Genomic DNA, 24,472 nt, shown 5'->3' on the forward strand with positions numbered 1-24,472 from the left:
GTGGGGGACATGACGGCGTGGTCGTGGGCCGCGGCGCGCGTTCGGACGGCGGTGGTGCTCGCGGTGACCGTGGCCGTGGTCGCCGGATGCACGTCGGGCGGTGGAGGCGATGGCGACGGCAAGAACTCCGTCGAGGGGGCCAACCCCCAAGGGGGCGTGTCCGTTTCGGCACCCGCCAAGGCATTCAAGGGGGCTTCGCCGGTCCTGCACCTGAGTACCGTCGACGACGCGCCGCCGCCGAGCGGCGCGTACAAGCTCTTCGGCAAGCCGACCAGGATCGAGGTACGGGGCGGCGAACTCGCCAAGGGACGGGCCGTGGTGACCCTGGACTACCCGGCCCAGGCGACGCCGCAACAGGTCGAGAACCTAAGGGTGTTGCGCTACGAGGGCAACGAGTGGCAGGCGCTGACGCCGGAACACGTGGACACGGCACGGCATCGGGTCTCGGTGGGCACGGACCGCTTCTCGCTCTGGGGAATCGGCTGGTGGGACGTCGAAAGCGCGATCTCGACCACCGTGACCAAGGCGAGGAACCTGCTGAGCACCGACGGCGTCCTGGGCATCGGCAAACGTGTGGCGAACCCGCCCACCGTCGAGTGCGCGTATCCGGCGCTCACCCTCGCCCTCGACGTCGAGAAGTTCGTACCGGGCGCGATCACGTGCACCAGATTCGACGTCACCGACGCGTCGCGACGAACCCTCGATCTGTACGTGAGCAATCCGCACTTCACGCCCTTCCTGCTCGATCTGCCCCCCGGCGTGCGGTTCGTCGAGGCCAAGCCGGATCCGGACAATCCGTATACGCTCCTGGCCCGGACCATGGCCGCGGCGCAGAACCTGCCCGTCGCGTTCCTGCCCGCCGGCGGCATGATCCGACTCAAGGTCGACCTGTCGAGGCTGACCGCCGGCGCGGCGATCACCGCGACCCTGGACGCGGCGACCCCGCTGTTGGATCTGGCCACGGCCACCTTCAAGGGCATGCTGCCCGCCGAACCGACCGATCCCGTGGTCCGGGCGGTGGCGGTGACCCACGAGGCCGCCGAGGCGTTCGCCTGCCTGTACAAGCACGGGACGGAGATCTCCAAGCAGGCGAACCCCTCCGCCGCCGACATCACCGGCCGACTCGTCGCGGGCGCACGCGAGTGCGGCGACGCGATGCGCAAACTCGGCACCCGACTCGCCGTCGCCGTCAGCCGCCAGGGCTGGAGCCCGGAACAGGTCGCATCGGCCGCGGGCAAGGAGATCGAGGAGTTGTGCGAGAAGCACTGCCCCGGGATGATCCGGGCGATCCTGGCGGCGTGGGAACACGAACCCCTGCTCATGGAAGTGGGGGCCTCCATCGCCGAAGGAGCGAACGGATTCAAGGTCTACCGCCTGCAACTCGCCGCCGCCGAGCCGCCGTTCGCCCGCCTTGCCGAGGTGCTGCCCGACGGAAACATCCCCGGATTCACCGTCAGGCCACCGATCGTCGACAACAACAACCGCTTCGGCGGCGGCACACTGGAGACCGTACCCAACCCCGGCACCCCGTGCGTGGACCAACTCAAAGGCAAGCACTGGGACACCTGGCTCCATCCCCAACCCCAATTCGCCGCGAAGTCCTATCTCGCCGACGACATCGCCACCACGATCACCCTCTGGTACGTCCGCAACGACTTCCGGGACCTCGCCAGGGACTATTTCGTACAACTCGTCGGCAGCGGCAAATGCACCCTCAAGCCGACGGGCAGATACCAGGAAAACCAGGAGCAGACCTCCGAGCCCTATCCGGGTCCACGGGTCAAGGGCCTGGCCGACTTCCGCGGATTCCTCACCTACGTGCCGAACGCCGACGGCTTCCACACCCGCCCCCGCGCCGCACTGTACGACCCGAGCACCGGCGTACTCGCACTGATCGAGGGCCGGGTCGCCGACACCACGGCCCCGGAGGAACACGCGCCCCCGACCCTGGACGCCCTCAAGCGCCGCGTCGCCGGCCAACTCGAATACCTCATCCACCGCCTCGACGACCAACTCGGAACACAGTTCGTCCCCGCGAACTGACACCACGACCACGCGACGGGCAATCAAAGACGCCCGTGGAGCCCTCCGTCGAGGCGCCGTGGGTCGAACTCCCTCGCGGGCCGGGCCGCGGTGAACACCCGCACGTGCCCGTTCCCGCGCCGGTCGGGGGCCCGAGGGCCCCGTCTCCCACCGTCGGCGGCGCGCCGGTGTCCGCGGCGCCTCGGGCGCGGCCCGTCGCGGGCGTGGGGATGGGCAACTCCCTTGGAGGCGTGGCCTGTTCAAGGCCGCAACAGGGCCACCGCGCTCTCTTGCGCGAGGTTCTCGGCGAATTCGGGCAGGGCCGTCCCATTCCGCAGGTGCCTCCGTACCAGCGCCAGCGGCAGGTCGACGACCGCCAGCACGACACGCTCGAAGTCCGCGGCCGTGGTGGCGTCCAGCCGGACGGCCAACTCCGACAACACTTCGCGAACCCGCCGGTTCGCGTCGCCCAGGCGGCGCGCATGCCGCTCCGGCCACTCCTCCCGGCCGAAGGCGCCGGCCCCGTACAGCAACACGGCAGCCCGCTCGGGATTCGCCCTGCTCCAGGCGACGACGTGCCGTGCGGCCGCGCCGACCGCGTCGTGCGGCTCGGGGTGGGAGGCGAGCGCGGCGAAGTAGCCCTCGTGGAACTCGCCGACGGTGCGCAGCCACAACTCCGCCAACAAGACGGCCCGTTGCGGGAAGCGGTGGTAGACCGAGCCGCTGGGTGCGCCGCACGCTCGGGCGACTGCCGCCATGGTGACCGCGGCCGGTCCGTGGGCGGCGGCCACGTGTACCGCGGCCTCGAGGAGGTCTGTTTCGTCGTAGCGAGGTGGCCTGGCCATGAAATAGAGAGTACTCTCCATTTCAATTAGAGGAGAGCATCTAATACCCTTGGGAGGGGCGCCAATGGCGGTCCTGAACGTCCACGAACGCCGGATCCAGGCGCCATGCGAGCAGGTCGGCGCACTGATCGACCGTCTGGCGAGCGCCGACGACCCGCTGTGGCCCGGCCGGTCCTGGCCCAGGATGGTGCTGGATCGCGGTCTGTGTGTCGGCTCACGGGGTGGCCACGGCCCCATCCGCTACTCCGTCGAGGCCTATGTGCCCGGGCAGTGGGTCCGGTTCCGGTTCTCGGCCCCGCGCGGCTTCGACGGCACGCACGAGTTCGTCGTCCAGCCCGCCGAGCCGGGCGGCACCGTGATTCGCCACGTCATCGCGATGCGACTGCACGGCAGCGCCCGGCTTTCGTGGCCGCTGGTCTTTCGCCGGCTGCACGACGCTCTGGTCGAGGACTGCTTGGACCGTGCCGAGTCCGCCTTCGAGCCGGCGGGTGGCGGTCGTGCCGAGCGGAGCACCTATGTTCGGCTCCTGCGCTACCTCGGCGCGCGGAACGCACGTCGGTCCCCGGGCGCATCGGCGCCGACAGGCCTGCGGACGGGTTGACGGCATGGACGCCGCGCGTCACGGACCACACGTGTGGCCGGCCATGCACAGTTCGTCCCTGCGTTCACCCGTATGGAGTAGTCGGGAGGGTGTGCCGGTGCGGTCCCCGGAAGTATGGGGCGTGGCGGAGGACGTCGGCCCGCGAGCCCGTGTCGTCCCCCCATTCGCTCGGTGCCCGGCCCCCTCGGGTGGGCCCAGCCGCCGGGCGTCCAGTCCGAACCCGTCGTCGGCCCCGCCGTCGCCCGCTCGTCACAGGGCATCCGCGGATCGATCCCGGCTTTCGGCCGGCGGCTCACTGCCACGGCACGGAAGGCTGAAAACGATGACTGTCCTCGAACGCTCCGCAGACGTTGTCCCGCAAACCATCTCCACGTTCGCGGGCACGGGAGCATCGGGTTTCTCCGGTGACCAAGGACCCGCGACCTCCGCGAAGTTGTACCGCCCGAGCTACATGGTGCGGGGCGCGACGGGATGCCTGTACCTCTGCGACTCCGAGAACCACCGGGTGCGGAAGATCGCGACCGACGGAACGATCTTCACGATCGCCGGTACCGGTACGGCCGGATCGACCGGCGACGGCGGCCGTGCCACGTCGGCTCGACTGAACAGCCCCTCCGGGCTCGAATCGGATGACGTGGGCAACCTCTACATCGCCGAGTACAGAGGCCACCGGGTGCGCAAGGTCTCCACCGACGGGAGGATCTCCACGGTGGCCGGCACCGGGCAGGCCGGTCACAGCGGAGACGAGGGCTCCGCCACCTCGGCTCGACTCAACAGCCCCGTGGGTCTGGCGCTCGGGGCGGGCGAGCTGTACATCGCCTGCCGCGACGGCCACAAGGTGCGCAAGGTCTCCACCGACCACAGGATCTCCACCGTGGCGGGCACCGGCAGGGGCGGGTACTCCGGCGACGGCGGTCCCGCGACGTCCGCCCGGCTGAGCGACCCACACGGGGTGGCGCTCGACGACGCCGGCAACCTGTACATCGCCGAGCTGCGCAACCACCGGGTGCGCAAGGTCTCCACCGACCACAGGATCTCCACGGTGGCCGGCACCGGGCAGGACGGGCACTCCGGTGACGGAGGACCCGCCACCTCCGCACAACTGAGCGGTCCGACCGGCCTGGCGCTGGACCGCGCGGGCAACCTCTACATCGTGGAGTGCTGGAGCCACCGCATCCGAAAGGTCGCCGACGACGGCACGATCTCCACCGTGGCGGGCACCGGCACGGGCGGCTACTCCGGCGACGGCGGCCCCGCCACCTCGGCACAGCTCCGCGACCCACTGGCGGCGGTACTTTCCGAGGAGCAGACACTGTTCGTCACCTGCAGCGGCAATCACGGCGTGCGAGCCATCGCCGTGGCGCCGCAGGGCCGATCACCACATCGGCGGCACTCACCCGCACCCCCGGGCCCACACTCGCAGGCACCGAGTTCCGCGGGAGGCCATGAGGCATGACGGCGACCTGCCCGGGGCCGGCACCGCCGTGACGAGTTCGCTCACATGTCGGATCGGCCGCTCGTGCGAGTTCGTGACCGGACGGTCACGGGTTCCAGCCGCAGACGTCGGGCCGGCCATGGCAGGGGCGCCGCAGGGCCGAACCAGAGCCGGACGTCTTCCCCGGCGCGGACCGGCAGCGCGGGGTAGTCGTTCTCGGCGTGCTCGGTGCGGTGCAGCGCGTGCTCGGGGCCGAGGTGGCGGACGGCGTACGCGTCGAAGGCAGCCGCGTCGGGCGGGTGGCAGACGGTCGCGGCCACCTCGCGGGTACCGGGTTTCGGCAGGTGACCCGGCCCCCGCAGCAGCAGCACGTCGTCGGAGTCGATCATGGTGGCGTTGGCCGCGTCGCGGTGCCGTCGCCACACCGGGCCCGTGTAGAACGCCTCCAGCGAGAGTCGCCGGCGGGTCAGGTCGGGGAACGCGCGGATCCAGACGAAGCGGTCCGGGTCGTCCAGGTCGCGGAATCGGCCGCCGATGGTGATCCCGACCGCCTCCTGCCCGGTCACGAACTCGCGCTCGAACAGTTCGATCAACGTCTCCCTCGCACCGGGTCGCAGGGTGTACTGCCGGAATTCGACGATGCTCACGCGCCGGTCCCCTCGGTGCGGGTGAATTCCATGATCCAGTTGAGTTCCCAGGTGCGGCCGTCGTCGGCGGAGAACTCCTGCTCCCAGCGGGCGATATCCGGGCCGAGGCGCCACCAGGTGAAGTGCACGCGGATCGGGCGGCCGTCGTGGGCGTCCTCGCCGTAAAAGTCGCCGCGGTCGCCGCTGAAGCCACCGACGACCGGTGGATCCAGTCGGCCCGTCCGGCTGTCGGCCCAGTGGATCGACCAGCGCTCCGTCGTGCGGTCGAACAGTCGCAGGGTCACGCCCTGTCTACCGAGGGTGGGGAAAGTGATCTCGTCGATGTTGCCGGCACCCCCGAACAGCGGCCGTGCCGTGGCATGACCGGGGAACTCCTCCCAGGTGTCGGGGCCCGGGCCGAGCGGGTCGGCGAGGCGACGGTTGCCCACGTCCCAACAACCGTGCAGGAAGTCGAAGTCGTCCATGCGCCGCAGGTTAGAGGCACTCTCCTGACATCCGCTGTCAGTGGATACTGGGCCACATGCGTGCGAGTCGGTTGGTCACCCTGCTCCTGCTGTTGCAAAACCGCGGCCGGATGACGGCCGGGCAACTGGCCGAGGAGTTGGAGGTCTCCGTCCGCACGATCTACCGGGACGTCGACGCGCTCGGTGCCGCCGGCATCCCGCTGTACGGCGCCGCCGGACACGCGGGCGGCTACCGGTTGATCGGCGGATACCGAACCCGGCTCACCGGGCTCACGGCGGAGGAGGCACAGGCCGCGTTCCTCGCCGCGCTCCCGGGCGCCGCCGCCGAACTCGGCCTCGGCGCGGCCCTGGCCACCGCCCGGCTCAAGTTGCGGGCCGCGCTCCCCGCGGAGTTGCGCGAGCAGGCCGAGCGGATCCAGGAACGTTTCCTGCTCGACGCCCCCGGCTGGTACGACCCCGTCGACCGGGTGCCGCATCTGGCCGCGGTCGCCACCGCGGTGTGGGCGCGGCGGGCGGTGATACTGCGTTACCGGCGCTGGCGAGCACCGGAGGAGATCGAGCGGCGGGTGGAGCCTTACGGGCTCGTCCTCAAGGCCGGCCGCTGGTACCTGGTGGCCGCCGGGCCGTCCGGGATCCGCACGTATCGGATCGACCAGATCCTCGAACTCCGTTCGCTGGAGGACGAGTTCGCCGTTGACGGGTTCGATCTGGCCGGATACTGGAACGGCTACCTGGCCGACTTCCGCACCCGACGGCACACCGGACAGGCCCTGGTACGCCTCACCCCGCGAGGCGCGCGCCACCTGGGCGTGACACCCACGGGCAACGGATGGACGCAGACCCGGGTACCCATCGAGTCGATCGACCAGGCCCACGGAGAGTTCCTGCGACTGGGCACGGACATCGAAGTCCTCGCCCCGGCCGCCCTCCGCGACCGCATCGCCGCGACGATACGGACCCTGAGCACCCGCTACGAGAGCTGACCCGGACACCGACACCGGGTGCGTGGCGTGCGATCAGCGCGTCCGACGTCCCGGTGGCCTTTCCTGCGAGAGGTTTGCGCCCGGCGCCGATGTCGGCGCCGGGCGTTATTCACCGTCGGGTCAGGCCGCGGTTCCGCGGTTGCCACGGCGGCGGCTGACGTAGAACAGACCGCCGCCGAGCACCAGCACCCCGCCGGCGGACGCGCCGATGATGGCCGTGCCGTTGCTGTCGCCGCCCGTCTCGGCCAACTTCGTCCCCGGAGCCGCGGTCGTGGTGACCGGCGCGGCGGTGGTCGGAGCCGAGCCGGTCGACGGCGTGGACGTGGCGGGCGGAGGAGTCGTCGGCGGCTTGGAGGTGGCCGGGGTGGAAGGCGTCGGCGTGCCGGTGCACTTCTCGTTCGTGCCGCCGTTCCAGCCGCCGAGCAGGTTGTCCATGTAGACGTCGTCGTAGTGCGGCAGCGGGTACTGGCCGCCGTCGTACTTCTTGTGGTTCCCGAGCAGGTCGTACTGGACGAAGCACGGCACCGGGTACTTGGTGGCGTCGAACGTCACCGCCTTGTTCTGCTTGGTGATCGTGTCGGTCTGCCAACCGATGAACTTCTGCGTGCCCGAGGTCGCCCAGTTCGGGCCCTGGGTCGAGTACGTCGACAGCTGGACCGGGTACTTGCAGCCCTGCTCGAGCAGAGACGCGAACTCGTCGCTGAGCTTGACGACGACCTTCTTGGGCCGCTCGGGCATCTGCTTGCTGCCGATGCCGGACTTCACGGGAGCGCCGTCGTTGACGGTGTAGACGAACGAGGTGTCGGTGACCTTGGTGCACTGCGGCGCCTGCGAATCCCCGGTCGCGTGCGCGGTGCCGGCGCCCACGAGCGGAAGCGCCGCGAAGGCGAGCGCGCCGACGAGAGCGGCGCTCCTGGCCTTCTTGTTGACTGACTGTGACACGGTTTGAGCTCCCCGAATGTGTAATGAGCGAGGCCCCGGGGTCGACGTGACCGACCCGGACGGGCGCGGTCGTGTCGAAGGGCCTACGCGGCGAAATACTGCCGACAACGGATGCCTCGACCAAGCCCGATCGCGCTCCGAAATGAGCAGCTGTGTTTCGCTTTCGACGCATACGGAGAGTTGTTGTTACAAGGTCATGGCATTAATGCCATCCTGTGGACCTGTCGCGGAACGCGGCGATACCCGATGTGTATCGCCGATTATCAATACGTGAGCACATTCGACTCCGACCGTGACGGAGGATGACGGATTCGGCACGGGAACGGAACTTTCTTCGCTCGATCGCCGGCGCCGGCCCGCCCGTCACCCGGTCGAGCGCAACATCCGGCCGCCCGAAGGCGGTTGGTCCGCGCGAAATGGATGTCCGTCAGGCGATGCCGGTGAAGTCGCGGCGCGGCTCATATCCGCGTGCGGGTCGCCGGCGCATGCTCCTCGGCGGGTTCCGCGTGATCAGCGCGTTCTCCCGCCGGGATCGTCGACCCGGGTCGATGATCGGCCGACGATGCGGGTGAGCGCGCGGCGGTCGGCGTTCAGGGCGGCTCGGGCGGCGTTCGCGCCGCATGCTCCGTGTACGCCGCCGCCGGGGTGGGCGGAGGAGGACGCGAGGTACAGCCGGCGGATCGGCGTGCGGGCGCGGCCGGTGCCGGGGACGGGGCGAAGGACCAACTGCTGGTGGGGCGCGGCGGACCCGCCGTTGAGGGCACCGCCGACCAGGCTTTCGTTCGCCGCTTCCAGAGCGAACGGGGAATGCACGCGCCGTGCGGTGATCCGGGCGCGGAATCCCGGTGCGAACGTTTCGATCCGCCGTTCGACGCGGTCGGCGTACTCCTCCGTTTCCGCGGTGTCCCAGCGTCCGGTCAGACGCCCGCCCAGGTCCTCGCTCACGTGTCGGGGAACGTGCGTGTACGCCCATGCCGACTCCGTTCCCGCGGGGGAGCGGGTGGGGTCGGTGGTGGTCATCTGTCCCAGGAGCAGGAACGCGCGTGAGGGCAGTCGCCCGGAACCGACCTGCACGGCGTAGTCGGAGAGTTCCGTGAGATCGGCGGCCACGTGTACGGTGCCGGCCTCGGCCGCTCCGGCCGCGGTCCACGGGATCGGCCCATTCAGTGCCCAGTCGACCTTGAACGTCCCCGGGTCCCAGGCGAATCGCCGCACGTCGTCGCGCAGCCGGGTGGGCAGATCGTCCCAGCAGACCAGGCCCCCGTACAACGTCGGCGCGGGAACGTCGGCGAGTACCGCCCGGCGCGCCCGTACCGCGCTGCCGTCCTCGGTGCGCACGCCCAGCGCGGTGCCACCGCGCACCACCACCGTCGTCACCCGCGTCCCACACCGCACGACGCCCCCCTTCGCGGTCAGGCGCCGGACCAGGGCGTCGGCCAGCGCGCCGGCACCGCCCACCGGCGCGGGCCAGCCGTACTGCTGCCCGAGCATGGCCAGGAGCCACCCGAACGCCGCGCTCGGGGCCGCCTCCGGCAACAGATCGGCGTGCAGGGCACAACCCGTCAACAACATGGCGGCGCCGGCGTCGGAGAACTCCTCCTCGCCCAGCCTGCGCACCGGAAGGGCCAGCATGCGCGCGAACCGCAAACCGTCCGCCACACCCAGCCGCGCCGCGAGCGCCAGACCGGATCGAACCGGCGGAAACGGGGTGAGCAGCGCGTTCACCACATGCGGATCCAGACGTTCCCACAGCGTGGACAGTCGCCGCCAGGCGTCGGCGTCGGAGCCGGCGAAGTCGGCCGCCAGTCCCGCGGCGGTGGCATCGACACCGCGCCGCAGCACCGCGCACCGGCCGTCACCGAGTGGATGCGCCAGGACCGCCGGGGCGTGGCTCCAGCGCAGCCCGAACTCGTGCAGGTCCAGCGCGGTGATCGCCGGCGAGGCCGCCGCGAGGGGATGGAAGGAACTGAACGTGTCGCTCACGAAGTCCGGATGCACCCCGCGGTCGCTGTGGACCGCGCCACCGGGCACCGCGCGGGCCTCCAACACCTCGACCCGCCATCCCCGGTCCGCGAGGACGTTGGCGGCCACGAGGCCGTTCGGCCCGGCCCCGATCACCACGGCGTCGGCGTCGTGGGTCATCCGCTGTTCCCGTTGGCGGCCTGCGAGCCCGAGGTTCCGCGTTCGGTGGCGGTCCGCGGCTCCTTCTCCACCACCCGAGCGAGGTTGCGCAACATCCGGCGGTTGCGCAGATGCAACAGGGCCTCGCCCGGCGGGCCGTGCAAACGCGCGGCCGGACCACGCAGCGGATGCTCGTCCACCAGGACCAGGGTCGCGGTGTCCCAGGGCAGGAGTTCGATGCCGATGCGGGCGGTTCCGAAGGGGGAGGCCACGGCCTCCAACTCCAGACGCTCGCCCGGCACGCACAACCGCACGATGCACTCGTCCCGGAACGTGAGGGGCCCGAGCCCGACCGCGTAGACCAGGTGAGCGCCGGGACGCGGCCACGTATCGTCGAACCTTTCGACCTGCCGGGTGCCCACGACCCACTCCGCGTACCGCCGGGCATCCGCGAGCACGCCCCACACGCGTGCGGGATCCGCGTCGATCAGCTGTTGCCTTCGTGCCATACCCGGCGACTACCCGGCCCTGCCGGCCGTATCCCGACGGCCGGGGTCGAGCGCCACCGCCCGGCCGCTCGGCACGACGCGACGTGGCCTCCCGTCCTGAGCGCGTTCAACGCGTCGACCGCGCCGGACAGCGTCTCCACCGGGACGAGTCGCAGTCCGCCGCTGCCCGCCCGGTCCGCTTCGCCGCACTCGGCCCTCGGGAGGACGAACACGGTCGCGTGGTCCCGTTTCGCGGCCAGGAGCTTCATCGGCAGACCACCGATCCTGCCGACCCGTCCGTCGGCGTCCATCGCGCCCGTGCCGGCGATGGTGCGTCCGCCGGTGAGGTCCTGCTCGGACAGTTTGTCCACGATCCCCAGGGCGAGAAACAACCCGGCGCTCGGCCCACCGACCTTGCCGGTGTGAAAAGCGGGCCTCGCCTGCTCGGTCGACATACCGAGGTACGTGAGCGCCGCGGCCGTGGCGTTGTCCTGCCATGCGCGCAGCAGGGAACCGAGGCGATTCCGCTCGCCGCGTGCGCCGACGCCGACCGTGGTCAACAGGAACCGGCCATTGGTCGGGTACACCCTGGCGGGGCCGGAGATCTCGACGACCGGCCGACCCTTACCGACCGCGTCGGCGACCTCGCGAAGCCGCCCGATGCGCCCCACCGGCAGCTCGCGAGCCGCACCCCTCGATCGGCTCGGCGGTCTCGCCGAGCGAGTGAATCCGCCACGCGCGCCGGAGTGGGGCGATTGTGTGGGCCAAGGCTCGGGTAAGCGCGGGCGATTCGAGCGGGCGATGTCCACCGTCACGATCGGCGGCACCTTGCACAGGGACGCGCGGTGATCGTCCGGCGCGCGGCGGGGGAGCCGTCCGGTGATCATCCCGGCTACCGAGGGCGTCGACCACGGCGCTCCGCGACTTCCGACAGGGAAGGCCCTTCGCATGCGAGCGGTGACGTACAACGCCTATGGCACCGACAACTTCGGCTTGTCGGTGCGGGAGGTGTCCGATCCGAAGTGCGGACCCGGGCAGGTCCTGATCGCCGTGAAGGCGGCCGGCGTCAATCCGGTGGACTGGAAGCTGATGACCGGCGGGCTCGACGGCATGCTGGACGCCGTGTTCCCGGTGATCCCGGGATGGGACGTGGCCGGGGTCGTCGTGGCGCGCGGACCCGACACGCCGGAGTTCGAGATCGGCGACGAGGTGATGTCGTATGCCCGCAAGGACATGGTGCACGGCGGTACGTACGCCGAACTCGTGGCCGTCGCGGCGGGTTCCGTGGCACGCAAGTCGGCGGCACTGGACTGGGCGGGCGCGGCAGGCTTGCCGCTGGCGGGTTTGACCGCGTTGCGCACACTGGAGCGACTCGACATCGGCGGCGGACAGACGTTGCTGATCCACGCCGCGGCGGGAGGGGTCGGGAGTCTCGCGGTTCAGATCGCGCGCGAACGCGGGGCGCGAGTCATCGGGACGGCGTCCGAGCGCAACCACGACTTCGTGCGCGGGCTGGGGGCCGAACCCGTCGTGTACGGGGACGGCTTGGCCGAAAGGGTCCGCGCACTGGCGCCGGAGGGAGTCACCGCCGTCGCCGACTTCGTCGGCGGGCAGTTGGACACGACTTTGGCGGTGCTCGGGCCCGGCGGGCGGCATGCGTCCACCGCCGACAACAGCGTGGACCGGCACGGAGGGCACTGGATCTGGGTGCGCCCGGACGGCGCGAAGCTCGCCGAGTTGGGGGAGTTGGCCGATCGGGGAAGGTTGACCGTGGAGGTTGCCGCCACGTACCCCTTGGAGGAGGTTGGTGCGGCCTGGGACGCCAGTCGGACGGGCCACACCCGCGGCAAGATCGTGCTGACGCCGTGACGCCGTGACGCCGTGACGCCGTGACGCCGTGACGCCGTGACGCCGTGACGCCGTGACGCCGTGACGCCGTGACGCCGTGACGCCGGCCGACGCGATGTTCGTTCCGGATGCGAAAGGGCCCGTGCGGGAGCCGTAGGCGGAACTGCTGCGTCGCCGGCACGCGTTGGGGCCGTCGTTCGAAGGCCGGCTCCGACCGAGCGGCCGACGCAGACCCGCGGCGCGAACACGAGGTATCAGGGGTCCGGCGGACTGCCTGGGAGCGGCGGTGGCGGTTCGCCGGCCGTGGGCTCGGTGGCGTCCTGGATCCGGATGGCCTCGGTGATCGCGGCGGTGCGCTCCTGGGGGCTCAGGGAACCGGCGGCGTTCTCCAGCGCGGTGAAGTGGCGACGGCGATCCGCGCAGCGACTCCGCGTATTGATCCACGCGGTACAGGCCGGGATGGCGGCGGCCAGGATCCCCAGGACGGCCAGGACGAAGGAGCCGATGGCTATCCACGTGGGCGCGCCGACGAGCGCGGCGAGCAGAGAGCCGGCTCCGAGAGTGAGAGGAGAGAGGTGGTTGGGGGCCTGCACTGCGCGACCTTTCGGGTGGGACGGTTTCACCACTGATCCGGTCGGCCGGCTTTTTCGGCGGTCGCGGAGGCGGGTATGGCGGTTGTCGAAGCGTGTCGTGGAGCGGGCCGGCGGGAGGTGCCCGCTGTTCGACCTCCCGGCCCCGTAGTCGTCGGGGAGTGGGCTGCTCCGTTGGCTCGGGCATCGCCTGGCCGGTCGCCTGTGGAGACGACGCCCCGATCCCCCGTGAGCGGGCTTCGTGCATTCGTCCGGACGTGCGGCGTGCGTGTGGGATGCCGTGGGGAATAGCCCCAACCCGCCGCTCGGGCGCCGGGGTTGCCCTGTCTGCTGCCTGTCCGGTTGCCATTCCTACTGCGTTTCCTGTGACCTCACTGGCGTCATCCCTCCTGCCTCACCTGCTGCCGGACGACGTGTCTCCGGAACATGTGACCAGGAGGAACGCATCGCCCGGCGGGGTGGCGGCGCCGACTCTCCCCCCCGGGGCGTCGTCCGGGCGCGTACGGCCCGGATCCCGGCGACGATCCGTGCGGGGGTGCGGCCGGTGGCGTGTAGGCGGGCGTTCGCCTCCACGACGCGCTCGCATGCGTCGTGCTCGGTCCCGTCGGCGTGAACCGCGTACCGCCGCGCTCTCGAGATCAGCGGTTCGGCGAGCGGTCGGGCGCGCATTCCGGCCGAGGCTTCGGCGCGTTCGTGGAGTTCGTGGGTCGCGAGGTGCTCGAACCGGATGCGGGCGATCCGATCGACGCGGGCGTCGACGGCGCGCGCCGGATGGTCGGCGTCACCGCGTGGGGTGCCGGGGTCGGTGCGGGCGGCGTCGTCCTCCGGCGGGTGCGGGGCGGGTCGGGTGTCGGTACGCACTCGGGCGCGGGTGTGGACGTCGGCGTCGACGTGGTGGGTGACGGCGGTGTCGCAACTCGGCCCCCGGGATGCGGTGATCCACGCCCGGGCCGGGATCGGGCCGTCCGCGCCGTCGCGGCGCCACCGGATCCGCATGTCCCGGGTCGGATCCCGGGCGAGGACGTTGCCCCGGAAGCCGTCGGGGACGTCGGGGTCGGGGCCACGCGCCCGGGCATTGCGGCGCACGCGGGCGAAGTCGAAGTCCGTGTTCCCGACGGTGACCCGCCCCCCGGGGTGCCGGTGTGCTTCGGTCGCCGCGGCGGAGCCGTACACCGCGTTCACATCGATCCCGGTCATGTCGGCGACCGCGCGTATCGCGTCGACGAAGACGTGGGCGGGGAGTTCGCGGCGCGGATCCGATTCCTTTTGGCCGGCGGCCGGTCGCTTGCCGGTTCGGCGCCGCAACCGACGCGGACGCGTTCGGGAGGCTGCTCGACGGCGGGGCGGACGTCGACCCCGCGGCGGCGGGGCGTGACCCAGCGGTATCCGGTCCGCGCGGGTGCGGCGAGCTTGGTCACTGCCCGCCCCGCCCGGCAACGCCCCGGCGCACCGGCATCGTTGAACTTGGCGAAACGAATCGGAGACGTCCGGGATCCCGCTCGACGACGACCGTGATCAGGAGCGTGCCGCCGAGGTGGGGCGGCGGCGGTCGTCGAAGGCGGGACGGCTGCCGGCAGGCCGGGACGCGGGGACGTTCGGGCGGTTGGAGGATCGCGTACCGGATCCGTTCCTCGGCCCCAAGTAATCGGGGCGACACCTCGGCCGGGACCGCCTTGTGGCGACGGTGATCGCGACCGCGAAGTCCGAGTCGCCTCGTCGGGGTACGCGGCGTGGGAAACTTTCGGACAGGGCGGCGGCAACGCCGAGAACCTGTGAGATACCACGTGTTTCGGTGCGTCGAACTCCTTCGTATGGCCGGAACATCCGGTGTCGGACAGCCGGCCGGCAGGCCATGTGGGCATGGCTTGCCTCGCTCCCTGTTGCTCGGCGGGTGGGTTGGTCCACGCGTCGCCCCCCCGGTTCGCTCCGACCGTGTGGCTCATCGGACCGGGAGTGCGATGGAGGATTCAGGAGTGGCCGAATATGTCGCCACACCTTTGGGTTACCCATCGAGTTGGTTTGAATGCCCGGAGTAGCGGCGCGATCGAAGCGTTCGGCCCACTACGATCCGAAGTCACACCGCAAGTGCGCGCCTTCGCGCGCCCTGCGGGGGCGTGCACGCCCCCTGTAAGGATTGTTCGGGAACGCGCCCCCAGCCGGCGTCGGTTGCCCGGCACGAACGCGGACCCGCGGGCCGCCCCCGCTTCAGCGTGGAGTCGGCCGCGCCGGCCCACCCTGGTCGTCACCGGAACCGGTCGCCCGGCGGCCGCTCTCCCGTTCGTCTCCTTCGCCGACGGCCGGAGGCTCGGCCTCCAGCAGATCGGCGACCGTACAGCCCAGGGCCGCGCATATCTTGTCCAGGTCGTCGAGCCGGACCGAGATCGGCTGGGCGTTCCACAAGGCGGCGGACTTGCTCAACGGCGGCTTGAAACCGACCTGTCGGAACGCGGCCAGCAGGTCACTGAGCCGCCGGATGTCGCGCTTGGCGGCCACCCGGCGCAGATTCCACTTCACCGCAAATTCCCCTTGTCCATCACAAGTTGCTGGCCGGCCCGCCGGGAGGAGGCCGGATTCGCCGCCTCCGGGTCCGCGTGAGCGGTAGCGAGATACGAAACCGTGGTCGTAGGACGGTCGTGTCCGAGCATTTTCCGTACTTCCCACAACTTATCCGGCCGCGGGCCGGGATCCCCGCCGTCACGCGGACTCGCCCGGGCGGACCGGCGCACCGCTGATGCCGTCCGCGCGGCCGGACAGTTCGCGAGCTGCGCCCACAACACGCCGCCGGCCCGCTCGGCCACGGCTTGACGGCGCCGGTCGGGCCAACTCGTTCGGGCAGTCCCGGACGTGAAGGCGGTCCACCCCATCGCAGTGAACTCTCCGCCCGGATCAGGACGTTCACACTCGTGGTCTTGGAACCGCGCGGGAATGAGCCCGACACGGACCGGATCCGTGCCGGCCTCACCGTCGTGACCGGCATCGCGACGCTCGCCGACTTTGCCGATACGGTGCCGTATCAGCTGCTGTTCACGTTGCCGCCGGGGAGCGCAGGGGCGCACGGAGGGGATCGATATGGCGACGGTCACGGTGGACGTGGCGGTTCCCGACGTGCTGCGGCCGGTCGTGGATGTGGCGGCGTTGCCGGCGGCTCCCGGTGACGCGGCGTCGGCGTGGCTGGTGCTGTCCGAGGACGGACGGCTGGCGCGGTGGATGCCGACGACCGGCGAGGTGCGGGACGTGGCCCGGTATCGGGAGCAGAGGCCGGCGTCCGAATACGGTGGCGGCGTTCGGCTGCGGCTTCATGTGTCTCGATGTGGCCGTTGGGCGGCGGTGGTTCATGACCGCGGTCGGTACGGCACCGTCGTCGATCTCACCACCGGTTCCCCGGCGTTGAGGCTGGACGGCGGGGATTACTGCTGTGGGACCGTCGCGTTCGCGTTGGCGTTCGCCGAACACGACGGCCGGCCGGTTGTCGTGCATCGCACCGACTGGAACCGGTTGGATGTCACCGATCCCGCGTCCGGCGAGGTGCTCACGGCGCGGGACGGCCGGGTTGCGGACGAGGACGATGCGGAGTACGACTTCGACTACTTCCACGGCGCGCTGTCGCCGAGTCCCGACGGGACTCGTGTCCTGGACGGCGGTTGGGTGTGGCAGCCGTGGGGGATGCCGGCGGTGTGGAGCCTGACCGCCTGGCTGCACGAGAACCCGTACGAGTGCGAAGACGGGCCCAGCCGTGCGGTGTATCCCGAGGTCTCGGGATGGAACCGGCCGGTGGTGTGGATCGACGACGGGCGGATCGCGGTGTACGACCATCGGGACGACGCCGGCAGCGGTACCGTCCACGTCCTCGACCCCACCTCGATCGAACCGCGCTCGCCGGGCGTGCGATGGATCAAGGCGATCGCGACGTTCCCCTGGCCGGTCGGCGATCTCGGCTTCTTCACCGACGGAGAGCACCTGCTGATCGCCGACGAGGCCGGTCTGCGGGGCGTCGACACCATCAGCGGACGGCAGGTGTTCGCGATCGACGGGTTCCGCCCGACGCGTCAGGACCGGCACACCGGAACACTGATCCAGGTCGGCGGCACCCATGCCAGGTTGTGGACGCCACCGAAGTGGACCGCACGCGCCGGCTGACCCACCATGCCGCAGGATGACCTCGGCGAACGCTGCACCTGCCCACGCGCCGTACGAACGCATCATTCACGCACCGGAGTTCTCGGCGTGGAGGCGGCGGCTCGACGCCCACCACGGTCGGGCGAGGAGGCAGGTCGGTGGCCGAGCCGGCCTTGCCCGGCACCAGTCGCGTGCCGTGACCAGGGGGGCCGCGTGGTCGGTGTCGCGGTCCCCCGACCGGCCGCGTCCGCGAAGCTCAACACGCGCGACTGCCGGTCGCCGGGGAGCGTGACCTGCGCCGGCCGGAAGGTGGCGACCGCGACGAGCACCACCGTGTCGTCGACACGTTCGCACGCGACCAGGCCCACGTACGAGACGTCCACCCTCGGAATCCGCGACGCGTGATTTTGGACGAGTTCGTCGAAACCGACCGTGCGGTCCGCGCCGGTGGCGGTGAGGTCCAGCCGAACTCCGGTCGCTGGGTCGCGGGTGTGCTCCGGCCCTCGCGGGATGCAGACGCGAGGGCCGGAGGGTGTCGCGGCGCGGACTCGGACGTGGAGGACGGTCGAGTCGGGCGGGTCAGCCCCGGTGGCCGCCGTGTTCCGGCGCCTGGTGACCGCCGTGGTGCTCGTCGTGGTCGCCGTCGACGTTCAGGCAGGTGTTGCCGAACGCGAAGTTGAGCACGCCGATCACGTCGATGCTGTTCCCGCACAGGTTGACTGGGACGTGGACCGGGACCTGGATGTTGTTGCCCGACACCACACCGGGGGAGCCGACCGCCGCACCGTCCGCGTCGGCCGCGGCGTGCGCGGCACCGGCACCTGCACCGGCCATCACCACGGCCGCCGCACCGGCAACCAGCACGGTGCCCTTCTTGAACCCGCTCACACACACTCCCATTCCTTCGGGGCCTCGTCCCATGCGAAACCCTGTACCGCTCCCAACGACACCGATCGCCCCTGGTTGCGGCCCTCTCGCGACGTCACCCATTCGCCAAGGAGCACACGCGCCGATCCGGTCGCCCGTAGGGACGTTCACCCATGCATGCCCGGGCGGTCGGCGGTTGTCGGTGGGGTGAGGAGGCCGTGTTCGATCATGTCGACGAGGTCGTCGGTGGACGCGCGGGCCTGGGCTGGGGGGAGGCCGCGCAGGGGGCCGTCGACGAGTAGCGCGGCGAGGCCGTGGACGGCGGACCAGGCCAGGAACTCGGCGCCGGGGCGGCGGGTTTCGTCGAGTGCTCCGGCGTCGACCAGTTCGTCGAGGGCGTCGCCGAGGATCTGGAACGGGGTGCGCCCCGCGGTTCCGGCGGCGGTGCCGTCCTCGGCCCGGGCCATGTCGGAGTGGAAGGTGAACGCGATCCGGAACAGACCGGGTTCGGCCTGGGCGAAGGCGACGTAGCCCTGTCCGACGGCGCGGAAGCGCGTGCGGGCGGCGGAGAGCCGGTCGGCGTCCTGGGCCAAGTGGGCGCCGGCGGCGTCGATCTCGGTCTCCATCGTGACCGCCAGTCGGGCCATGGCGGCTTGCGCGACGGCGGCGAGGAGGGCCTGGCGGTCGGCGAAGTGGCGGTAGGCGGCGTTCGGGGCGACGCCCACACGGCGGGTGGTCTCCCGCAGTACCACCGCGTCGGGTCCTCCGGCGCGGGCCAGTTCCAAAGCGGCTTCGATCAGCGCCCGGCGCAGATCGCCGTGCCGATAGGTGCTGCGCGAGCGGGACGGGGGCTCGGGGCGGTCGACGGGCACGCTTCCTCCATTGTGGACGGCGTCCACATGTGTGTGGCAGGATCCTGGCATCCGCTGCGGCGGCCGGTCCCGACCGCCCGCACCATGTGGACGTTGTCCACAATAGCGGTCCGTCGCCTGCACACCGGCCCCGCGCCCATCTCGAAAGGCTCGTCATGACCGTCACGCTCGCCCCCGCCCCCGTCGTCTCCGCGGACGGCACGCCCATTGCCTACACCTCCACCGGGACCGGTCCCGCGGTCGTGTTCGTCGACGGTGCCCTGTGCCACCGTGCCTTCGGCCCCGGCCCCGCCCTCGCCGCGGAATTGGCCGCCCACCACACGGTCCTCACCTACGACCGGCGCGGGCGCGGCGCCAGCGGCGACACCGCGCCGTTCGACGTCGACCGCGAGATCGAGGACCTCGCCGCGGTCATCGCCGCGGCCGGCGGGACGGCGCACCTCGTCGGGATGTCGTCGGGCTCCGCGCTCGCCCTGCGCGCCGCCGCCGCCGGGATCGGCGTGCGCAAGGTCGCCGTGTACGAGCCCCCGTTCACCACCGACGAGGCCGGCGCCGCGGACTTCGCCGGCTACGTCCGAAACCTCCGTACCGCGCTCGCGGAGGACCGGCACGGCGACGCCGTCGCCGAACTCATGCTCTATGCGGGCGCTCCGGCCCCGGCGGTCGAGCAGATGCGCGCCGCCCCGATGTGGCCCGCGTTCGAAGCCGTCGCGCCCACCCTCGCCTACGACGCCGCGGCGCTGGGCATCGACACCGGCGCGGGGGTCCCCGCCGGGCTCCTCGCCGACATCACCGTGCCCGTCCTCGCCGTCGACGGCGACGCAAGCCCCGAGACCCTCCGCGCCCCCGCCCGCGCCGTCGCCGCCGCGATCCCCGCCGCCGGCCACATCAGCCTGCCGGGCCAGACCCACGACGTCGCCCCGGCTGTCCTCGCGCCCGTTCTCGTCGACTTCTTCGCCTGAGCACCCTTCGTGCGGAGGCCACGGGCCCGGCCGCTCGGCCCGACCGGGGCGCGATGGCGGGTGTCACCGCCACGAGCACAGCCGGGCGCCCGAAGAACTCGAACAGGGGAAGATGAGTTTCCCCGCGACCCACAGTCCAAGATCATGACCGGTGCGCCGCGAAACGCGCGCACACCGACCGAACTCGCCGGAAACGGCAACGAGACACCGAGGAACCTTCGATGCGTACTCTGATCAGCACCGCCTTCGTCTCGCTCGACGGCGTCGTGGAGGGCCCGGGCGGGGAACCCGGCTACCGCAACTCCGGATGGACCTTCAAGGACATCGAGTTCGTTCCCGAGGCGTTCGAGATCAAGGGCCGTGAACAGCAGGAAGCCACCGCGATGTTGCTGGGCCGGGTCAGCTACCAGGCGTTCAGCGCGGTGTGGCCGGACATGGCCGACTTCGCCGACTACAAGGTGATGCCGAAGTACGTCGTCTCCACCACCTTGTCCGAGGGCGACCTGGTGGGGAACTGGGGCGAGACCACGATCCTGCGCTCGCTCGAGGACGTCGCCGCACTGAAGCAGACCGACGGCGGCCCGATCATCATGCACGGCAGCGCCACGTTGAACCAGGCCCTGTCCGACGCCGGCCTGATCGACCGCTACCACCTGCTCGTGTTCCCGCTCCTTCTCGGCGCGGGCAAGCGCCTGTTCAGCGCCACGGACAAGGACACCCAGAAGCTGAAGCTCGTCGAGCACGAGGCGTACGCCAACGGCCTGCAGAAGAACGTCTTCGACGTCGTCCACTGACCGAGGTTCCACCGTCACCGCCACCGGCACAGTCGAGGTCCGGTCGTCGAGGAGCAGGACGCCGACGAGACCGTCGAAAGGGTAGGGGCTCACCGGCGTGCGTCCACGAGACGGGGCAGGGATCGCGCCACCACGCCGACCACGTCACCGCACGGGAAGAAGCCCAACTGGCGCGAGTCCACACTGGCGGCGGCGTTGTCGCCGAGGAGCACCACGAATCCCGGAGGCACCCGCCCGTCACGGCTCTCCGTGCACGGCGGGACCGTCCCACGCGGCAGTGGTTCTCCCGGTACCGCCGCCACCCTCTTCACGATCAGCGGACTGCGCCGGTCCTCCCGCCAGACCGCCGGCGACCGGGGGCGAAGCACGACCACGACCTGCCCCCGGCGCACCGTGCGCGTCCGGCGTACCAGCAGCCGATCCCCGTGGTGGTGCGTGGGGATCATGCTCGTCCCGCGCACGGTGACGACGAGCAGCCGACGGGCGGCGTACGCACCGCAGGCCGCCAGGACGGCCGGTGTCAGCGACGACCATCGGACGCTCCGCCGACCGGTCACGGCGACACCTCCGTCAGCGCTGTTCCCTCGGGCGCTCCGTCGGCGTCAGGCAGGTAACCCGCGGCCTGGATGGCGAAGAGCCGCGCGTACTCGCCGCCGAGCGCCAGCAGTCGCGCGTGGTCACCGCGCTCGACCACGCGCCCTTCGGACAGGACCACGATGACGTCGGCGTTGCGGAGCGAACCCATCCGGTGGGATATCAGGACGCTGGTTCGGCCGCGGCGGTACCTCGTGATCGAGGTGTGGATCGCGTACTCGGCCTCGGCGTCCAGTCGCGCCGACGGCTCGTCGAGGATCATCAGGTCCCGCGTGCCCCGCAGGAAGGCCCGCGCCAGGGCCAGCCGCTGGCTCTGGCCACCGGAGAGCAGCACGCCCGACTCGGGGTCGTCCTTGTCCGCCTCCATGAAGAACGTCCTGGTGAGCGGCGTGCGATAGCCCTCCGGCAACGCTTCGAGAGTGCCGTGCGCCCCGGCTTGCCGGGCAGCCGCCACGATCCGCTCCTCGTCGTCCAGCGCGTCCAGGTCACCCAGTGCGATGTTCTCCGCCGCCGTCAGGTCGTACTGGACGAAGTCCTGGAATACCGCGGTGATCCGGTCGCGCAACTTTGCCGGATCGACCTCGCGCAGGTCGACGCCGTCCCACAGGATGGCGCCCCGGGTCGGGTCGTAGAACCTGCACAGCAGTTTGACCAGCGTCGTCTTGCCCGCCCCGTTGAGGCCCACCAGTGCGATCGAACTCCCATGGGGAATCGTCAGATCGACGCCCTCGAGGACCCATGGGTGCTGCTCCGAGTACCGGAACCACACGTCGCGCAGTTCGATGCCGCGGCGCAGGGCGGGCAGTGGCCGGGGTTTTGGTGCGAGTACCAGGTCGGGCGGGGCGTCCATCACGTACTGGTAGTGACTGAAGTTCAACAGCGACTCGTTGGCGCGGGCCGCCTCCTGCGCCAGCGCGGCGAACGAGGACTGGGTGCCGGCGATGGCGGCGACCAGGAGCGTGACGTCACCCGCCGACAACCGGCCCCGGGACGCCGCGAGCACCGCCCACAGCAGACTTCCGCCCGTGATCAGCGCGGCGAGCAGCCCGAGGCCCGACTGCACGGCGACCTCGCGCCGGTCCACGGCCCGTCGCGCCGCGTTGGCTGTTCGCCGCTCGGTGAGCATCCGGTCCCGCAGGAAGTCGCCGATGGCGAAGAGCCGCACCTCCTTCGCGGCGTCCGCATCCACCAGGAGACTGCTGTAGAACCATTCCCGTCGCTCCCTCGGCCCGACATGCCAGGCCACATTCGCCCGTCGGCGGGCCAAGGCCAGCTCCGCACAGAGTGTCGGCACTCCGGCGACGGCCACCAGAACCGCCAACAGCGGGTTCAGCACCAGGAGGGAACCCAGGAACCCGGCGACCGTGATCGCGGACCGCGCCAGACCGAGCGCCGCGTTCAACACCTGCGCGGGGATTTGGCCACCGCCGCGCCGCGCCAGTTGGAGTCGGTCCAGGAACCTCGGGTCCTCGAAGCGGTTCAGGCCGGGGAAGCCCGCCGCCTTCGCGAAGAGCCGGGCGTCGGCGCGCAGTGCGGTACGCCGGTTCACCTCGGCGGACAGATAGCGGCACACGTGTGGCACGAGGGCGGCGGCGGTCCCGACGGCCACAAGGCCGACACCCGGGGCGAGCAGCGCGCTCGTGCCCTGGTCCGAACCCAGGTTGTCCAGCACCGACTTGGTCAACCACGCCGTGACGACCGTCAACAGACCGGTGGCCAGAGTCAGCACGCCGAACAGCACGCACGCGACGGGAGCGGCCCCGAGTGCCAGGGAGACGGCCAGACGCAGCCCGCCCCGCCGTGCGGGTACGGGTGGATTCATCGCGAGGACACCTTCCGCGCCGGCTCCGCCGCCTCACCAAGGACGACTGAACGGTTCCGTTCCGTGCGCACGCGAAGGCTCGTGGGGAACGCGTCCACGCGCAAGGCCGCGCACACCGGACCGCCCTTCGGCTCGACGACGACCCGGGCCACCGGGCTCAACTCCCGGACGAACCCTTCGCACTCGTGCGGTTCGCCGACGACGACGGCGAGCATGTGGTCCCGGCCGGCGGGCTCGGCGGCGGCATACGCGACGAGTTCCGGCAGCTTCGCGCGACACGGCGCGCAGGTGGGCGAGAGGAAGGCGATCAGGGCCTCGTCCGGCAGCACGGACCGGTCCACCATTTCGCCGTCCACCGTAACGGCGGTGAAGGCGGGCAGTTCCTCTCCGGGGCGCAGCGGCGTCATCCCCCGGCCCGGTGTGGGTCCGGTCGGGCCGTATCCCCGTAACTTCCTGATCACTCCGATGGTAAGCAGCAGATCCAGTACACACAGGGCGCCAACGAGCACCACTGCCGCGGTCAGAGCAGCCATCCGGCACCTCTCAGTCGGTTACTCACTCGGTCGGGAGAGAAGGAACAGCGGGTCGGAACAGGCTCGCCAGGTCCTCCAACACGGTGGCCAGGCCGCCGACGATCACGCCCGCGCTCCACGCCACCGCGGCCGTTCCGGCGTGCGATCCACCCGCCGGGCCGGCCGCCACCGCCGCGGTGCCCGCGCCGGCGACGGACGCCAGCAGCCCGTTGCGTACGACGTGCACCCGACCCAGCGGCGCGGCCGAGCGGCCGAAACACCGGCAGAGCACGGTGGTTCCTTTGCTCATCGACCGGGCGACGACCACGGCGAACACCGCGAGGAGGGCGGTGGCCGCCGCCAGGCCCGCCCGTGTCGCCGGGGCGTACGGCCACGCCAGCGCGACGCAGATCGCCCCCTCCACCACGACCACCGCGAGCGCCACCGCCCGTACGGCCGACTCGGGCACCACGGCGAGGGGCCGCAACGAGTCGACGAAGGCGGCGAATGCCCCGGCCCTGCCGACCTTGCCGACCACGGCGATCAGGAACACGGCGATCACGAACCCGCGCACGCCGTAAGCGAAGTAGTCCATCGCCGCCTCTCTCAGCGTTGGGGATCCGTCGGCCAAAGACCCGTCGTGCCGGGGAGGGCGTCCCGAGCGGTGCGCCCTCCCCGGTCACTGGAACCGCGCTGTCAGCAGCGGTTGATCGACTCGTCGCCCCTCCAGTAGCAGCCCCCGCCGTTGCGGCAGCAGAGCTCCTGCCAGTGGTGACGCGAGTTGCACTGCACCGTGCAGGAGAGCGCTTCCGCGTCGGTGGAGGGGAGGAACCGCTCCAGCAGTAAGGTGCCGAGATTTCCGATCTTGTCGAGCATGACCACTCCTTCTCGTGTCAGCCCTCGCAGCCCGCCAGGGAAGTGTCCGACGGGGAAACGAGGGATCCGGG

The 24,472-nt window shown here is 71.2% G+C and carries 25 protein-coding genes; 8 read left to right on the forward strand and 17 right to left on the reverse strand.

Going from position 1 to position 24,472, the window contains the following annotated elements:
* The first annotated feature begins 9 nt into the window (after positions 1–9).
* Positions 10–2,043, forward strand: coding sequence for a hypothetical protein (locus ACFRCG_RS17380; RefSeq protein WP_380032360.1), 2,034 nt, complete (start codon positions 10–12; stop codon positions 2,041–2,043).
* Positions 2,044–2,282: 239 nt separating this feature from the next.
* Here ACFRCG_RS17380 and ACFRCG_RS17385 read toward each other — a convergent pair whose 3' ends face one another.
* On the reverse strand, positions 2,283–2,867 hold the full coding sequence (locus tag ACFRCG_RS17385) for a TetR/AcrR family transcriptional regulator (RefSeq protein ID WP_380032362.1): 585 nt from the start codon (positions 2,865–2,867) through the stop codon (positions 2,283–2,285).
* A gap of 64 nt (positions 2,868–2,931) precedes the next feature.
* On the opposite strand from ACFRCG_RS17385, the gene ACFRCG_RS17390 reads away from it, so the two are divergent.
* Entirely contained in the window at positions 2,932–3,468 is a 537-nt protein-coding gene (locus ACFRCG_RS17390) for an SRPBCC family protein (RefSeq protein ID WP_380032363.1), read from the forward strand.
* A 322-nt stretch (positions 3,469–3,790) separates the two neighbouring features.
* Positions 3,791–4,924: an NHL repeat-containing protein gene (locus ACFRCG_RS17395; protein ID WP_380032365.1), complete on the forward strand. Its 1,134-nt coding sequence runs from the start codon at positions 3,791–3,793 to the stop codon at positions 4,922–4,924.
* Between the two features lie 41 nt (positions 4,925–4,965).
* On the opposite strand, the gene ACFRCG_RS17400 is transcribed toward ACFRCG_RS17395, so the two are convergent.
* Both ACFRCG_RS17400 and ACFRCG_RS17405 read right to left on the reverse strand, forming a co-directional pair.
* The gene (locus ACFRCG_RS17400; RefSeq protein WP_380032367.1) at positions 4,966–5,550 is read right to left on the reverse strand and encodes an NIPSNAP family protein; all 585 of its coding nucleotides are present in this window, start codon (positions 5,548–5,550) and stop codon (positions 4,966–4,968) included.
* The gene (locus tag ACFRCG_RS17405) at positions 5,547–6,014 is read right to left on the reverse strand and encodes a hypothetical protein (protein WP_380032369.1); all 468 of its coding nucleotides are present in this window, start codon (positions 6,012–6,014) and stop codon (positions 5,547–5,549) included. Before ACFRCG_RS17405 ends, ACFRCG_RS17400 begins: the two co-directional genes overlap by 4 nt.
* 56 nt (positions 6,015–6,070) lie before the next feature.
* Here ACFRCG_RS17405 and ACFRCG_RS17410 point away from each other — a divergent pair, with 56 nt between their 5' ends.
* Entirely contained in the window at positions 6,071–6,997 is a 927-nt protein-coding gene (locus ACFRCG_RS17410) for a helix-turn-helix transcriptional regulator (protein WP_380032371.1), read from the forward strand.
* 120 nt (positions 6,998–7,117) lie between these two features.
* Here ACFRCG_RS17410 and ACFRCG_RS17415 read toward each other — a convergent pair whose 3' ends face one another.
* The 4 genes from ACFRCG_RS17415 to ACFRCG_RS17430 form a co-directional block, all read right to left on the reverse strand.
* Positions 7,118–7,939 carry an LPXTG cell wall anchor domain-containing protein gene (locus ACFRCG_RS17415; protein ID WP_380032373.1) on the reverse strand — a complete coding sequence of 274 codons (822 nt, stop codon included), beginning with the start codon at positions 7,937–7,939 and terminating at the stop codon, positions 7,118–7,120.
* Positions 7,940–8,449: 510 nt separating this feature from the next.
* Positions 8,450–10,081: a phytoene desaturase family protein gene (locus tag ACFRCG_RS17420; protein WP_380032375.1), complete on the reverse strand. Its 1,632-nt coding sequence runs from the start codon at positions 10,079–10,081 to the stop codon at positions 8,450–8,452.
* Complete coding sequence (locus tag ACFRCG_RS17425) at positions 10,078–10,569, reverse strand: SRPBCC family protein (RefSeq protein WP_380032377.1); 492 nt, start codon at positions 10,567–10,569, stop codon at positions 10,078–10,080. Before ACFRCG_RS17425 ends, ACFRCG_RS17420 begins: the two co-directional genes overlap by 4 nt.
* On the reverse strand, positions 10,548–11,219 hold the full coding sequence (locus ACFRCG_RS17430; protein WP_380032379.1) for a S16 family serine protease: 672 nt from the start codon (positions 11,217–11,219) through the stop codon (positions 10,548–10,550). Before ACFRCG_RS17430 ends, ACFRCG_RS17425 begins: the two co-directional genes overlap by 22 nt.
* Positions 11,220–11,496: 277 nt before the next feature.
* Between ACFRCG_RS17430 and ACFRCG_RS17435 the strand changes: the two genes are divergently transcribed.
* Entirely contained in the window at positions 11,497–12,417 is a 921-nt protein-coding gene (locus tag ACFRCG_RS17435) for an NADP-dependent oxidoreductase (RefSeq protein ID WP_380032381.1), read from the forward strand.
* Positions 12,418–12,650: 233 nt separating this feature from the next.
* Here the strand turns inward: ACFRCG_RS17435 and ACFRCG_RS17440 are convergent, their stop codons facing one another.
* From ACFRCG_RS17440 to ACFRCG_RS17450, 3 genes are all read right to left on the reverse strand, one after another.
* A complete protein-coding gene (locus tag ACFRCG_RS17440; RefSeq protein WP_380032383.1) occupies positions 12,651–12,989 on the reverse strand; it encodes a hypothetical protein in 339 nt (112 codons plus the stop codon).
* A 348-nt stretch (positions 12,990–13,337) separates the two neighbouring features.
* Positions 13,338–14,291 carry a hypothetical protein gene (locus tag ACFRCG_RS17445; protein WP_380032384.1) on the reverse strand — a complete coding sequence of 318 codons (954 nt, stop codon included), beginning with the start codon at positions 14,289–14,291 and terminating at the stop codon, positions 13,338–13,340.
* 900 nt (positions 14,292–15,191) lie between these two features.
* A complete protein-coding gene (locus ACFRCG_RS17450) occupies positions 15,192–15,500 on the reverse strand; it encodes a helix-turn-helix domain-containing protein (protein ID WP_380032386.1) in 309 nt (102 codons plus the stop codon).
* A 555-nt stretch (positions 15,501–16,055) separates the two neighbouring features.
* On the opposite strand from ACFRCG_RS17450, the gene ACFRCG_RS17455 reads away from it, so the two are divergent.
* Positions 16,056–17,123 carry a hypothetical protein gene (locus ACFRCG_RS17455; RefSeq protein ID WP_380032388.1) on the forward strand — a complete coding sequence of 356 codons (1,068 nt, stop codon included), beginning with the start codon at positions 16,056–16,058 and terminating at the stop codon, positions 17,121–17,123.
* A gap of 558 nt (positions 17,124–17,681) precedes the next feature.
* On the opposite strand, the gene ACFRCG_RS17460 is transcribed toward ACFRCG_RS17455, so the two are convergent.
* Both ACFRCG_RS17460 and ACFRCG_RS17465 read right to left on the reverse strand, forming a co-directional pair.
* Complete coding sequence (locus ACFRCG_RS17460; RefSeq protein ID WP_380032390.1) at positions 17,682–17,990, reverse strand: chaplin; 309 nt, start codon at positions 17,988–17,990, stop codon at positions 17,682–17,684.
* A gap of 146 nt (positions 17,991–18,136) precedes the next feature.
* Entirely contained in the window at positions 18,137–18,841 is a 705-nt protein-coding gene (locus tag ACFRCG_RS17465; RefSeq protein WP_380032392.1) for a TetR/AcrR family transcriptional regulator, read from the reverse strand.
* Between the two features lie 155 nt (positions 18,842–18,996).
* On the opposite strand from ACFRCG_RS17465, the gene ACFRCG_RS17470 reads away from it, so the two are divergent.
* Entirely contained in the window at positions 18,997–19,803 is an 807-nt protein-coding gene (locus tag ACFRCG_RS17470) for an alpha/beta fold hydrolase (protein ID WP_380032394.1), read from the forward strand.
* 221 nt (positions 19,804–20,024) lie between these two features.
* Complete coding sequence (locus ACFRCG_RS17475; RefSeq protein ID WP_380032396.1) at positions 20,025–20,597, forward strand: dihydrofolate reductase family protein; 573 nt, start codon at positions 20,025–20,027, stop codon at positions 20,595–20,597.
* Positions 20,598–20,686: 89 nt separating this feature from the next.
* Here the strand turns inward: ACFRCG_RS17475 and ACFRCG_RS17480 are convergent, their stop codons facing one another.
* The 5 genes from ACFRCG_RS17480 to ACFRCG_RS17500 all read right to left on the reverse strand — a co-directional run bounded on the left by ACFRCG_RS17480 (position 20,687) and on the right by ACFRCG_RS17500 (position 24,401).
* On the reverse strand, positions 20,687–21,154 hold the full coding sequence (locus ACFRCG_RS17480; RefSeq protein WP_380032398.1) for a S26 family signal peptidase: 468 nt from the start codon (positions 21,152–21,154) through the stop codon (positions 20,687–20,689).
* Positions 21,151–23,013, reverse strand: a complete 1,863-nt coding sequence (locus tag ACFRCG_RS17485) for an ABC transporter ATP-binding protein (RefSeq protein ID WP_380032400.1) — start codon at positions 23,011–23,013, stop codon at positions 21,151–21,153. The genes ACFRCG_RS17480 and ACFRCG_RS17485 overlap by 4 nt, the downstream gene beginning before the upstream one ends.
* Positions 23,010–23,546, reverse strand: a complete 537-nt coding sequence (locus ACFRCG_RS17490; RefSeq protein WP_380032402.1) for a hypothetical protein — start codon at positions 23,544–23,546, stop codon at positions 23,010–23,012. The genes ACFRCG_RS17485 and ACFRCG_RS17490 overlap by 4 nt, the downstream gene beginning before the upstream one ends.
* 22 nt (positions 23,547–23,568) lie before the next feature.
* On the reverse strand, positions 23,569–24,120 hold the full coding sequence (locus ACFRCG_RS17495; RefSeq protein WP_380032404.1) for a MauE/DoxX family redox-associated membrane protein: 552 nt from the start codon (positions 24,118–24,120) through the stop codon (positions 23,569–23,571).
* A gap of 101 nt (positions 24,121–24,221) precedes the next feature.
* Positions 24,222–24,401 (reverse strand): hypothetical protein, encoded by a 180-nt coding sequence (locus ACFRCG_RS17500; protein ID WP_380032406.1) that lies wholly within the window; start codon positions 24,399–24,401, stop codon positions 24,222–24,224.
* Positions 24,402–24,472: the final 71 nt, after the last annotated feature.

The sequence above is a fragment of the Embleya sp. NPDC056575 genome, assembly GCF_042793325.1.
In the GTDB taxonomy this organism is placed as follows: domain Bacteria; phylum Actinomycetota; class Actinomycetes; order Streptomycetales; family Streptomycetaceae; genus Embleya.

Bases quoted from the DNA above. Each gene is read 5' to 3' on its own strand.
- ACFRCG_RS17420 (WP_380032375.1), bottom strand. From the start codon at position 10,081: ATGACCCACGACGCCGACGCCGTGGTGATCGGGGCCGGGCCGAACGGC.
- ACFRCG_RS17485 (WP_380032400.1), bottom strand. From the start codon at position 23,013: ATGAATCCACCCGTACCCGCACGGCGGGGCGGGCTGCGTCTGGCCGTC.
- ACFRCG_RS17395 (WP_380032365.1), top strand. From the start codon at position 3,791: ATGACTGTCCTCGAACGCTCCGCAGACGTTGTCCCGCAAACCATCTCC.
- ACFRCG_RS17500 (WP_380032406.1), bottom strand. From the start codon at position 24,401: ATGCTCGACAAGATCGGAAATCTCGGCACCTTACTGCTGGAGCGGTTC.
- ACFRCG_RS17435 (WP_380032381.1), top strand. From the start codon at position 11,497: ATGCGAGCGGTGACGTACAACGCCTATGGCACCGACAACTTCGGCTTG.
- ACFRCG_RS17475 (WP_380032396.1), top strand. From the start codon at position 20,025: ATGCGTACTCTGATCAGCACCGCCTTCGTCTCGCTCGACGGCGTCGTG.
- ACFRCG_RS17490 (WP_380032402.1), bottom strand. From the start codon at position 23,546: ATGGCTGCTCTGACCGCGGCAGTGGTGCTCGTTGGCGCCCTGTGTGTA.
- ACFRCG_RS17385 (WP_380032362.1), bottom strand. From the start codon at position 2,867: ATGGCCAGGCCACCTCGCTACGACGAAACAGACCTCCTCGAGGCCGCG.
- ACFRCG_RS17405 (WP_380032369.1), bottom strand. From the start codon at position 6,014: ATGGACGACTTCGACTTCCTGCACGGTTGTTGGGACGTGGGCAACCGT.
- ACFRCG_RS17410 (WP_380032371.1), top strand. From the start codon at position 6,071: ATGCGTGCGAGTCGGTTGGTCACCCTGCTCCTGCTGTTGCAAAACCGC.
- ACFRCG_RS17495 (WP_380032404.1), bottom strand. From the start codon at position 24,120: ATGGACTACTTCGCTTACGGCGTGCGCGGGTTCGTGATCGCCGTGTTC.
- ACFRCG_RS17425 (WP_380032377.1), bottom strand. From the start codon at position 10,569: ATGGCACGAAGGCAACAGCTGATCGACGCGGATCCCGCACGCGTGTGG.
- ACFRCG_RS17470 (WP_380032394.1), top strand. From the start codon at position 18,997: ATGACCGTCACGCTCGCCCCCGCCCCCGTCGTCTCCGCGGACGGCACG.
- ACFRCG_RS17455 (WP_380032388.1), top strand. From the start codon at position 16,056: ATGGCGACGGTCACGGTGGACGTGGCGGTTCCCGACGTGCTGCGGCCG.
- ACFRCG_RS17380 (WP_380032360.1), top strand. From the start codon at position 10: ATGACGGCGTGGTCGTGGGCCGCGGCGCGCGTTCGGACGGCGGTGGTG.
- ACFRCG_RS17390 (WP_380032363.1), top strand. From the start codon at position 2,932: ATGGCGGTCCTGAACGTCCACGAACGCCGGATCCAGGCGCCATGCGAG.